The organism is Deltaproteobacteria bacterium CG11_big_fil_rev_8_21_14_0_20_49_13 (assembly GCA_002796305.1).
Taxonomy (GTDB): Bacteria; UBA10199; UBA10199.
Window position 1 is genome coordinate 1 of sequence record PCWZ01000091.1, and the last position, 12,042, is coordinate 12,042.

The window sequence follows — 12,042 nt, forward strand, 5'->3', positions numbered from 1 at the left end:
AAGCGGTAGAGGCTGGCATTCTGCGTTTCATACTTTCGGACCACTTTAAGATAGCTGGCATCTTCCGTCACCTCTGAACACAACTTCGTGGTATGATGTCTATTCCGAGTTCCTTTTTTCCAAGGATTTTTGGAAAGTTTCTTGACACTTGGGCACATTTCCGCAACAAATGCCCAGCCAAAATATGCTACAAGATTTTGCATTAGTACTTACATTTGCCATTTTAGGGACGGTGTTCATATTTGGAACACTTGTTGCCGGAAGATTCTTGAGGCCCAAGAACCCAAACCCGGTAAAATCACAGATCTATGAATGCGGCGAGCCGGTTGTGGGCCCTGCCTGGGTAAGCTTTAACATCCGATTTTATCTAATAGCCCTCATATTTGTAATATTTGACGTTGAGACGGTCCTTATTTTCCCGGTGGCTGCAGTATTTAAAAAGTGGATAGCCAGCGGGAACGGTATTTTGGCGCTTATTGAGATAGGGCTTTTTGTGCTGGTATTGATGATCGGGCTCGTTTATGTGTGGGTAAAACGCGATCTTGATTGGGTGAAGAATGTTTAACAGGACACTGCCAGATTTCATTTTAACGACCAGGGTGGACGAGTTCCTTAACTGGTGCAGGAAGTCATCGCTCTGGTATATGCTCTTTGCCACCGCCTGCTGCGGTATCGAACTCATGCAGACCGGTGGCCCGCGTTGCGACTGGGACAGATTCGGCGCGGTCCCTCGTGCAACACCCAGACAGTCGGACCTCATGATAATCGCGGGGACCATCAGCTACAAAATGGCCATCCGCGCGCGCAGGCTTTACGACCAGATGCCGGACCCTAAATATGTGATTTCGATGGGGAGCTGTTCTAATTGTGGCGGACTTTTTCAGCATTCATATTCGGTGCTTAAGGGGATAGACAAGGTAATGCCAGTCGATATCTATGTGCCGGGATGCCCGCCAAGACCGGAGGCGCTGACCGACGGTCTTTTAAAACTGCAGGAGAAGATGCAGAACGAGAAGTTTTTGAGGAGGTAGAGAATGTCATCCTGGGCGTTAGCGAAGGATCTCATTTATTAGGTTGTGCTAATGGGGCTCTTCGCTACGCTCAGAATGACACGAGGGCACCTCTAAAAACCTCCGTTCATGGTGAGCTTGTCGAACCATGAAAATTGCAACGCGTTGATTTATAACGGTTCATCCTTCGACAGGCTCAGGACGAACGAGCAATTTACGGGTTTTTAGAGGTGCCCACGAGTTATGTTTAAAGAGAAACTTTCATATGTAGAAGAGGTCAAGGCCGCCGCGGGTGATTCGTTCTTCTTCGTGCCGACAGATAAAATAGCCGAAGTTTGCGAACGCGCAAAGACGGACGGTTTTGATTGTCTGTCATGCCTTACCGGTGCCGACAGAGGCGAGCATATTGAGGTCGTTTATCATCTCTTCTCATATCCAAGGACAGAGACCGTTGTTATTAAGGTCAAAGCCGCAGGTGCGGTGGCAAGCGTTTCCGCCATCTATCCGTCGGCCATCTGGATGGAACGCGAGGTCTTTGACCTTTTAGGCGTTAATTTTACGGGGCACCCGGATCTAAGGCGCATTATGATGCCCGACGATTGGGCGGGAAACCCGCTAAAGAAGGATTATAAAGAGCCTGCGGAGTATTGCGGGATGACCACTACAAGAAATTTCCCTCCTTTGTAAGGGGAGGGAATTATATATGCCAATGTTACATACCGAAGAAATGACGATATCGATGGGGCCGCAACATCCGGCCACCCACGGGGTGCTTCGTTTCGTCATCAAGACTGACGGCGAGATAATCCGCGAGGCAAAGCCGGACATTGGATATCTCCACCGCGGAATGGAAAAGATAGCGGAGAAGGTCGGCTACACGGGTTTCCAGCCATACACCGACCGAATAGATTATGTCTGCGCCATGACGTGCAACCACGCCTATGCTCTTGCGGTCGAAAAACTAGCGGCCATTCAGGTCCCCGAGCGCGCCGAATATCTGCGCGTTGTAGCGGCAGAGCTTAACAGGATAGCGAGCCATCTTATTATGACGGGATGTGTGGCGATGGATATGGGCGCGTTCACGCCGTTCATCCACGCCATTCGCGAACGCGAGACAATAAACGACCTCTTTGAGATGCTTTGCGGTGCCCGTCTTACATATAACTACATCAGAATAGGCGGCGTTTCTTTCGACGCGCCGCCGCCATTTAAAGATAGGTGCCTCGCGTTCCTCGATCACTTTGAACCGATAGTAGATGAGTTCAACCGCCTTATCTCATTTAACAATATCTTCATTAAACGCCTTGCCGGTATCGGGGTCATCTCTAAAGAAGACGCCATAGGGTATAATCTCGTCGGGCCCAACCTTCGCGGTAGCGGGGTTTCGTTCGATGTAAGAAAGAATATCCCTTATTCCGTTTATCCAAAGATCGATTTTGATGTCCCTGTCGGGACAGGGGAAGCGGGTTCTTTGGGCGACTCTTACGACAGATATATGGTGCGTATCCGCGAGATGCTTGAGAGTTGTAAGATCGTAAGGCAGGCCTTGTCGCTCACGCCAAACGGCGATGTTATGGCAAAACTCCCAAGAAAGATCAAACCGCCAGCCGCCGAGGGCTATACAAGGTGCGAATCGGCGCGCGGCGATATGGGTTTTTATATTGTAAGCGACGGGACCGATAAACCTTATCGTTTAAAGATGAGGACCGGTTCTTTTTCGGCGATGGGGATAGTTGATAAGGTCGCAAAGGGGATGATGCTTTCCGACCTTGTGGCGTTTCTGGCGAGCCTTGATGTGGTTGCACCGGAAGTTGATAGATAAAACAATGACCAATGTCCAAATAACAATGACGAATGAAGTCACAACAACTCAAGCTCCGATTGGGACATTGAATCATTTGGTATTTATTCGTCATTGGTGCTTGGTCACTGGTTATTATGCTTGAATATGTTTGAACAAATTCAAATTTTAACATTACCTTCTTGGGTTATAATAACCGGGCGCCTGGTTATTGTCTCCATACTTCTTCTCACGTTCTTCTCGCTCTTCGCCGGGCCCGTGAGCTGGCTGGAGCGTCGCATCGCCGGAAGGATAATGAGCAGGATAGGGCCCAACCGCGTTGGGCCGCAAGGCGTCATCCAATGGCTTGCCGACGGTCTTAAAAATTTCCTCAAAGAGGATCTCATTCCTGCCTCGGCCGACAAGGCCCTTTTCAGATTCGCGCCGTATCCGGTATTCTTAGGTGTGACGCTCACGCTTGTAACGCTTCCTTTTTCATCTCTTTTGACAGGCGCCGATATAAATGTCGGCGCCTTGTATATTGTGGGTGCGTGGGGGTTGGTAGTGATAGGGCTTCTCGCCGCGGGCTGGAGCTCCAATAACAAATGGTCGCTTCTTGGCGGCATGAGAAGCGCCGCCCAAATGGTCTCTTATGAGATCCCGATAGTCCTCAGCATTACCGTAGCTATTTTGATGGCCGGATCCTTATCTCTTCAATCGATAATCTCGGCGCAGGGGGCATACCCAACGGATTGGTTCGTCTTTCAAAGCCCGTTTGCCTACATTGCGTTCATCGTTTTCCTTATTGCCGCCATTGCCGAAGGGAACAGGACCCCGTTCGATATCCCCGAGGCCGAAAGCGAACTGGTGGCTGGTTATAACACGGAATACTCCGGCATGAGATTCCTTTTCTTCTTCTTTGCGGAGTGGGGAAATATATACGTAATAGGCGCTTTAGCGGCCGTTCTTTTCCTTGGCGGATGGCAGGTTCCTGAAAGCTGGCATGCGTGGGCCGTCTCCCAAGGAAGGGTGATGCCGCACGTTCTGGAGCTCTTGGTCTTTCAGGCAAAGACATGGGTCTTTGTTCTTCTTATAATACAACTTCGCTGGACGCTCCCAAGGCTTAGGGTAGACCAGCTCATGAAGGTTTCTTGGACATATTTGACGCCATTCGCATTCTTGGCGCTCCTTGGTTCTGCGGCATGGATGGTATTTTTGCCCAAGGGGATATTATTTGTTAAATATCTTCTTTATTTTAGCACGCTGGCAGTTGTCCTGTATTTTGTGTGGAGGACCTTCTGGCAGCTTCGGTTTACGAAAAGCAAGGCAGATGTGAAATGGATTATTTGAAGAATATAGCTAATGCGGCCACGACGATATTTGAGGGGCTCACTATAACAGCGAGCCACATGTTTCGAAGGCCAATTACCATCCAGTATCCGGACAGGACACCTACGCCCGTTAAAGAGATGCTCTTTCCCAGATACAGGGGTTTTTTAGATGTTGACATGAAGATATGTACGGGATGTACCCTCTGCCAGGGGGCATGTCCTATTCAGTGCATTGAGATCGGAGCGACAAAACAGGGAGATCCGCCGCAAAGGGTCATTTCCAAGTTCAATGTGGATATAGGAAAGTGCATGTTCTGTGGGCTGTGCGTTGAGGTATGTCCGACCGCGGCCATTAAATTTACGCGCGAGTTCGAAAGGGCAACGCCTAACTTAAGCGACCTCACATTTAAATTTGTGGAAGAGGGAAAGACGGCGGTGCCTTATAAAAAGAATTCCCATCCTCTGTAAGGAGTGGGTAGGGGATAGTTTATGGATATTAAACTTATCATATTCTTCGCTATATCGGCCGTGACCGTGCTTTCGGCCGCTGTCGCGGCGTTTTCGCGGAGCATTATCTACTCCGCCTTCGCGCTCCTCGGCGTGTTCGCAGGGGTCCTTGGACTCTACGTCCTCCTTTCCGCCGATTTTGTGGCCATCGTTCAACTCGTCGTTTATATAGGCGGCGTATTGGTACTGATACTTTTTGCCGTGATGCTGACGACAAAGATCGATACGGCGACCGGCGAAAGAAAACTTTTGAACCGCGCAATGGAGCCGCTCTCCGCATTTGTCGGCGTGGTGATACTCGGTGGCCTTATTTATAGGGTGATCGCAAGGTCGGAGCTATCGCCAAGGTTCCACGAGACGTTCCAGCCGACAACGGCCGCGATAGGAGAGAAGCTTTTGAGCGAATATCTTCTTCCTTTTGAAATTGTTTCGCTCCTTTTGGTCCTCGTATTGGTCGGCGCCATGGTCCTTTCTCGAAGGGAGGTTAAATGATACCTCTCGGATATTTTATAATAGTCGGTTTGATACTGTTCCTTCTTGGACTTTATACATGTCTTACGCGCATCAATGCCATAGGGATACTTATAGGGATCGAACTTATACTTAATGCCGCGGGGCTTAACTTTGTGGCCTTTGCCCATGCAAGAGGCAACGACACAGATGGCCATGTTATGACGCTCTTTATCATAATCCTCGCCGCGGCAGAGGCCGTGGTGGCTTTGGCCGTGCTTCTCGGTATCTATAGAAGGTTTGGCGCAATAGACACGTCGAAGACGGTTACTTTAAAAGAGTGACATGAATTATATTAGATACAGTTACTTGATACCCTTGTTGCCGCTCTTTGGCGCGGCTGTTAACGGGTTTCTTTCATACGCAAAGGCGAAGGTGCCTAAATGGTTCACGAACGTCGTTGCATGCGGGGCGATATTTGCATCGTTCATCATCTCATGCGGTGTGTTCTATCAGCTAAGCCTTCTTGAACCGGAAGCGCGCTCTATCACAATTAACTGGTTTACATGGTTCGACCTCGCTGCCCTTAAGGCGAACGTTGCGTTCCTTATCGATCCTCTCTCCGTTGTTATGACGCTGGTGGTCTCAGGCGTTGGTTTTCTTATCCATGTATATTCTATCGGTTACATGGCCTCCGACCCTTCATACAAACGGTTCTTTTCATATTTGAACCTTTTCTGTTTTGCGATGCTGACCCTTGTCCTGGCCGACAATCTTCTGCTCATGTTCGTCGGATGGGAAGGAGTGGGGCTATGCTCTTATCTATTGATAGGTTTCTGGTTCGAACATAAGCCGAACGCCGTCGCAGGCATGAAGGCATTTATCGTTAACAGGATAGGAGACCTCGGGTTCTTGCTCGGGGTGCTGGTCCTTTTCTGGGGGCTCTATGCCGCCGGTCATCCTTCAGTTACGTTCATTGATATAAAGGCGAACGCGCACACCCTTGAAGGCGTGATGATGGGTCCTTACACCCTTGTTACCGTTGCGTGTACCCTTCTCTTTGTGGGCGCCTGCGGAAAATCGGCGCAGCTCCCGCTTTATGTATGGCTCCCCGACGCTATGGCCGGCCCGACGCCTGTTTCGGCGTTGATCCATGCCGCGACAATGGTCACCGCCGGCGTCTATATGATAGGGCGAATGAACTTTCTCTATTCCATGTCGCCGGCAGCTTTGAGCATTGTGGCAACTGTTGGCGCCGCAACCGCGCTCTTCGCGGCCGTCATCGGTTTTGCGCAGAAAGATATCAAGAAGGTCCTTGCATATTCCACAGTTTCTCAACTTGGTTACATGTTCCTTGGAATGGGGACCGGCATATATTCAGCCGGAATCTTTCATCTTGTAACGCACGCGTTCTTTAAGGCGTGCCTATTCCTTGGAGCGGGTAGCGTTATTCTTGGCATGCACCACGAGCAGAACATAGAAAAGATGGGCGGACTTAAAGATCACATGCCGATAACTTTCTGGACCTTTCTCCTTGCAACGCTTGCCCTTGCCGGCATCTTTCCGCTGGCGGGATTTTTCAGCAAGGACGAGATCTTGTGGCAGGCGTTTTCCATGGGCCAGATGAAATGGCTCTTTTATATCCTATGGGCGGTCGCGTTGCTGGGGGCTCTTGGCACGGCCTTCTATATGTTCCGCTTGGTGAGCCTTGCCTTTTTCGGAAAACTTCGCACGCGCAGAGAGGTTGAGCGTAACGAGGCCGACGCGCTTGATGTCAGCCATAAGGTGGAGGACCTTCATCAGCCAATGACGCCTCAGGAACAGGCTCCTGCTATTACGGTTGTGCTCGTTATTCTTGCCGCGCTTTCTGTGCTTGGCGGATTTTTGGGGATTCCGCACGCCCTTGGGAAATTGGTCGGGGCCCCGAATTTATTTGAACGGTGGCTGGAACCGGTATTTGCTTCGCCCATCCTTCGTAAGGAGGGGGTGGGGGGGGTCGGTCATGCGAGCGGTCTCTGGGTCGAATATCTTCTGATGCTTGTATCTCTTCTTGCCGCCGCCGGCGGTATTGTGCTGGCCGTATGGCTCTACACAAGAAGGAAAGATATTGTCGATAGGTTCGTTGCGAAATTCGGTTTTGTTTATAAGGTGGTCTACAATAAATTCTACGTCGATGAGCTCTACGACATCTTATTTGTAAGAAGCCTGCTTAAGTTCAACGACTTCTTAAAGGCATTCGACCAGAAGATAGTGGACGGCCTCGTTAATGCCGCCGCTTCTCTCGGAGTTTTCTGGGCCGCCGTTTCCGGCTGGTGCGACTCGTTCTTTGTGGACGGAGCGGTGAACATGGTCGCCGAGGCAACGATAGATTCGGGCAAAAAATTAAGAAAGATCCAAACGGGAAAGATCCAACATTATTTTTATATAGTGGTCTTCGGACTTATAGTTCTATTGTTCTGGAGGGTATTTTAAATGCAATTTCCAATTTTAACGGTCATAACCTTTACCCCGCTTCTTGGCGCGCTGATCATCCCTTTTCTGCCTAAGGGAAGTAATTCCGCCGTTAAGTGGACCGCGCTTATCGCAACAATTCCGTCACTTGTATGCGCCGCCATCATCTTCTACCTTTTTCAGCGCGGTGTGGCGGGGATGCAGTTCGTCGAAGGTCCCTTTACATGGATAGCCACATATAACATTCAATATTATCTCGGGATAGACGGCCTCGCGGCCCCGATGGTGCTACTCACACCTCTCATCTCCACCATCTGCATCATCGCCTCGTGGAATATAAATAAGCAGGTGAAGGGATATTTTTCGCTCTTTTTGCTACTCCAGGCTGGCATGACGGGCGTCTTTGTGGCTCTCGACTTCTTCCTTTTCTACATCTTCTGGGAAGTGATGCTTCTCCCAATGTACTTCCTTATCGGTATCTGGGGCGGCCCAAGGAGAGAATACGCCGCGATAAAGTTCTTCCTGTATACGCTTATTGGTAGCGTCATGATGCTCCTTGTAATGATTGCGTTCTATTTTTACAGCGAAGGTCATACGTTCAACATGTTGACGCTCATGAATCAGGCGACACACATAGGGCCCATGACCACGCATACGTTCCGTCTTGTCTGCTGGCTGGGGCTTATGATCGCTTTTGCCATTAAGGTGCCGGTTTTTCCGTTCCACACATGGCTCCCCGACGCTCACGTTGAGGCGCCCACGGCGATATCGGTCATTCTTGCCGGCGTACTCCTTAAAATGGGCACCTACGGCATGATCCGTTTTTGTTTCCCGATGTTCCCCGATATCACGTTCGAGCTGGCAAAGTGGATCGCCGTCTTTGGCCTCATTAATATCGTTTATGGCGCGCTCTGCGCCATGGCGCAGAAGGATTTCAAGCGCCTCATCGCATATTCTTCGATAAGTCACATGGGCTTCTGTTTGCTTGGCATGGCGAGTCTCACCAGCGAAGGGATGAACGGCGCGGTGCTACAGATGTTCAACCACGGCACCATCACCGCCCAGCTCTTCCTTATTGTCGGGATTCTTTATGACCGCGCCCATCACAGAGATATCGACAGCTTCGGAGGTCTTGCCCACATTATGCCGCGTTACGCGGTTTGGACGGCCATAGCCTTCTTTGCGGCCTTGGGTCTGCCAGGACTTTCGGGTTTTATAAGCGAGGTTTTGGTGTTCTTAGGAGCGTTCAAGACGTGGCCTCTTATCACGGCCTTCTCGGCCACAGGCGTGGTCCTTACCGCCGCATATATTCTATGGACGTATCAGAGGATATTTTTAGGGAAGATCAACGAAAAATATGCGTCGCTTCCAGATATTAACCGGCGGGAAATGCTGACCCTTGCTCCGCTTGTGGTTATCGTCTTCATATTGGGAGTATATCCTAAGGTGATGCTTGATATAATGAATGCAACGCTTGTCAGTATAAACGGGATCTTTGTTAAATAGAACTTATGCCTAATCTTTTAAGTATAAACTTTTTTGTTCCGGAGCTGGTCCTTTCGGCGACGGTTCTTATCCTTCTCGTAGGTTCACTTTTCAAGGGTTTCAATAAAGGTCTTGTCTCATCGTATCTGGCGATGGCGGGGCTTTTGATCGCTTTTATCTTTTCTCTTTTTCAGTACAATGTGGGAACGCCGCCGATATTCTGGGGGATGATAGTTGTAGATAAACCTTTGATATTCTTTAAGGCGATCTTTTCAATAACGGCCGTTCTAATAATAATATTCTCGCAGAGGTCGAAAGAATTATTTCCCATCCTTACGAAGGAGGGGAAAGGGGATGCTCCCGAATATTATGCCCTTATCGTGGGTTCCGTTCTCGGCATGAACCTTCTCGCCGGCGCCAATAATCTTTTAATGATCTATTTGGCGCTCGAATTTGTAAGCCTTCTCTCCTATGTGCTCGTTGGCTACGTGAAGGATTCTCCCCGTTCGGGAGAGGCGGCCCTTAAATATGTCCTGTACGGCGCGGTTGCCTCCGGCGTATTCCTTTTCGGCGCAAGTCTTTATTATGGCGCCACCGGTTCTTTATATCTCAGCGGCTTTTCTTCGCTTGCCCATCTCCCTTCTTCCATCATCTCCTTGGCCGGCATCCTAATGCTTGCCGGTTTTTTCTATAAGATAGCCGCCGTCCCCATGCAGGCATGGTGCCCTGATGTGTACGAAGGGGCGCCTATACCCATTACCGCGTTCCTCTCCGTTGCCCCAAAGGCGGCCGGATTCGCGATTTTAATGAGGGTCTCAAGCGAACAGGGTCTTACGTTCGGATGGCCGCTGATCATTGTAGCCGTCTCGGCTCTTACGATGACGTTCGGCAACCTGGCAGCCATTCCACAGAATAATATAAAAAGACTCCTTGCGTATTCATCCATCGCACATGCCGGATATCTTTTAATGGGCGTTGCCTGTGCGACATCCAAGGGTTTTCAGGCGGTATATTTCTATTTCATCGCCTATCTGGTAATGAATCTTGGTGCCTTTCTTGTGGTCGAGATCGTTTCAAATAAGACGGGGTCGGAAGGGATGGAAAGCTTTAAGGGCCTCGGTCGCCGCGGCGGTTATGGCACGATACTCGGGATCGTCATGACGATATTCTTGTTGTCACTCACGGGAGTGCCACCTTTCGTCGGTTTTGTAGGCAAATTCTACATATTCTCGGCCGTCGTAGAGGCCAAGCTCTACTGGCTTGCCATTGTAGGTATAGTCAATAGCGTTATCTCGCTCTATTACTATATGCGGGTGGTAAAGACCATGTTCTTTGATGAATCGACCGATCAAGCTCCGTTTACCGTCGATGCCGCAAGGCTTGGGACGCTGGCGATATTCCTGGCGGTCTTGACAATAGTTTTGGGTCTTTTCTGGCAACCCATTTCAACGCTTGTTCTAAGCCTATAATCTATGAAAGTTGGCAAAAATGGTCACCGGCAACATCACGAATAGCGCAACAATTAAAGCTGTTCTTTTCATTTTCCCCCGTTTTGGGGGCACATTGTAGCATAAAAAATTTATATTGCCATTTTAAATAAAGTGGAGAAAGGTACCCCCTGATAATGGGGGAGTCGTGAATAAGGCCTTTTTTGTTCCTATCTTAGCGTTGGCCCTTTCCTGCGGGAAGGATACTTCGACGCCCACAACCGATTATACAACGGGAAAGAACATAAATACCGCATGGAGCGTTACAACGCCCACATGTAACGGAGGCTATCAGGCAGGGAGCAACATTTACTCGCAGATGACCAATGCGTACGTGACCATCGTCTCGGGAGCGATCACTTCATGCGCAAACGTGATGCAGGTAACGCCGCCTACGTTCAGAGTTAGGCAGGGGACATTGCCGAGCGGTTTCAGCGTGAACACAAGCGAAGGTGATGTTAACGCAACTTATCAGGGGATATATTCTCCTTATCTTGTCGGTTTTGATTTTACGCTCAACGGTACATCTAACTTTATAACGAACTCGCTTAACAACGTATCTCTGACCATACCTTTCGACACATCTCTTGCACCGGGGGCCACTTCTACTAACACGTTCATAAGGATACTTAATTACGATGACAATTCTCTTGTCGATCTGCACGGGACGATAACGAGCAATTCCGTAGTCGCGAAGCTCTATGGACTCCCGACGCAGTTCACGGTGGCCGTCATTTATAACCCATACATGACCGATTTCGGCTCTGCGGCATCGTCTACATCGTCCAGTTCAACATGGGAGGCGCGTAGCTGGTGCACGGTATATAACTGGAAGAATTCCAATCTGCTCGCTTCGGCTGTGGCCATGGGCTACGCCTCGACAGCTTCCGGGGTATATGCCGCAGTAAGGGACCTTGTTAGCAATTCGGCGGTTATCGCCGAGAACTATTATGGCACCGCAGGGTTTAGGGCGCCAAATCTCGTCACCTCCGGTAGCACAAGCGACCCTTGCAGTGGCGAACTCGGTTCTACCGCAAGATATAATATCGTGATAAATTCTCCCGGGCCTTCGTTCGCATATAGCACCTACGGACAGGTGATAAGGTCAGAAAACAATCTCTATGGCAGGATATTCATAGACCCGAACAGGGTAGATGACCTAGCGGCCTCACCGCTTGGTTCCGTTCTTGCCGCAGTAGCGCAGGAGATGTTCTATCCCATAACAGACGCCTATGAGGTGCACAGCTCTGCGACCACAAAGGGTATTCGCGAGGGTATGGCGACGACCTACGGCATGACGATAGATAACAGTAATACGATAGCCGTAAGGAGCGCATCTGACGCCGAGACCAAGCTCATGAGCGACTTCGTGAACGTGAACGGGCGGCAGAATAGCGACGCGGTTTCCCACGCCAACCAGGATTTCTTTGCATATCTGGGCAGACAGTAAACCCGTTGCATAGCAGGGTGGTGTAAATTCTGGTTATGCTTATTCTTCACTCTTTTTTGAAATTAGGCGAAGGCCATATTGTAAAGACCGG

General features: G+C 49.7%; 12 protein-coding genes. All 12 read left to right on the top strand.

What is annotated here, in order from left to right; genetic code table 11:
- Positions 1 to 184 precede the first annotated feature (184 nt).
- Complete coding sequence (locus COV46_09055; protein PIR16255.1) at positions 185 to 565, top strand: NADH-quinone oxidoreductase subunit A; 381 nt, start codon at positions 185 to 187, stop codon at positions 563 to 565.
- A complete protein-coding gene (locus COV46_09060) occupies positions 558 to 1,031 on the top strand; it encodes an NADH-quinone oxidoreductase subunit B (protein PIR16256.1) in 474 nt (157 codons plus the stop codon). Before COV46_09055 ends, COV46_09060 begins: the two co-directional genes overlap by 8 nt.
- A 222-nt stretch (positions 1,032 to 1,253) precedes the next feature.
- Positions 1,254 to 1,697, top strand: coding sequence for an NADH-quinone oxidoreductase subunit C (locus tag COV46_09065; protein PIR16257.1), 444 nt, complete (start codon positions 1,254 to 1,256; stop codon positions 1,695 to 1,697).
- A gap of 22 nt (positions 1,698 to 1,719) precedes the next feature.
- Positions 1,720 to 2,832: an NADH-quinone oxidoreductase subunit NuoD gene (locus COV46_09070; protein ID PIR16258.1), complete on the top strand. Its 1,113-nt coding sequence runs from the start codon at positions 1,720 to 1,722 to the stop codon at positions 2,830 to 2,832.
- A gap of 126 nt (positions 2,833 to 2,958) precedes the next feature.
- Complete coding sequence (locus tag COV46_09075; protein PIR16259.1) at positions 2,959 to 4,140, top strand: NADH-quinone oxidoreductase subunit NuoH; 1,182 nt, start codon at positions 2,959 to 2,961, stop codon at positions 4,138 to 4,140.
- A complete protein-coding gene (locus COV46_09080; GenBank protein ID PIR16260.1) occupies positions 4,128 to 4,589 on the top strand; it encodes a hypothetical protein in 462 nt (153 codons plus the stop codon). The genes COV46_09075 and COV46_09080 overlap by 13 nt, the downstream gene beginning before the upstream one ends.
- A gap of 21 nt (positions 4,590 to 4,610) precedes the next feature.
- Positions 4,611 to 5,120: an NADH-quinone oxidoreductase subunit J gene (locus tag COV46_09085; protein PIR16261.1), complete on the top strand. Its 510-nt coding sequence runs from the start codon at positions 4,611 to 4,613 to the stop codon at positions 5,118 to 5,120.
- The gene (locus tag COV46_09090) at positions 5,117 to 5,422 is read left to right on the top strand and encodes an NADH-quinone oxidoreductase subunit NuoK (protein PIR16262.1); all 306 of its coding nucleotides are present in this window, start codon (positions 5,117 to 5,119) and stop codon (positions 5,420 to 5,422) included. Before COV46_09085 ends, COV46_09090 begins: the two co-directional genes overlap by 4 nt.
- Before the next feature lies 1 nt (position 5,423).
- Entirely contained in the window at positions 5,424 to 7,550 is a 2,127-nt protein-coding gene (locus tag COV46_09095; protein PIR16263.1) for an NADH-quinone oxidoreductase subunit L, read from the top strand.
- Complete coding sequence (locus COV46_09100; GenBank protein PIR16264.1) at positions 7,551 to 9,035, top strand: oxidoreductase; 1,485 nt, start codon at positions 7,551 to 7,553, stop codon at positions 9,033 to 9,035.
- 5 nt (positions 9,036 to 9,040) lie between these two features.
- Positions 9,041 to 10,483 (top strand): NADH-quinone oxidoreductase subunit N, encoded by a 1,443-nt coding sequence (locus tag COV46_09105; protein PIR16265.1) that lies wholly within the window; start codon positions 9,041 to 9,043, stop codon positions 10,481 to 10,483.
- A 166-nt stretch (positions 10,484 to 10,649) separates the two neighbouring features.
- The gene (locus COV46_09110; protein ID PIR16266.1) at positions 10,650 to 11,951 is read left to right on the top strand and encodes a hypothetical protein; all 1,302 of its coding nucleotides are present in this window, start codon (positions 10,650 to 10,652) and stop codon (positions 11,949 to 11,951) included.
- Positions 11,952 to 12,042: the final 91 nt, after the last annotated feature.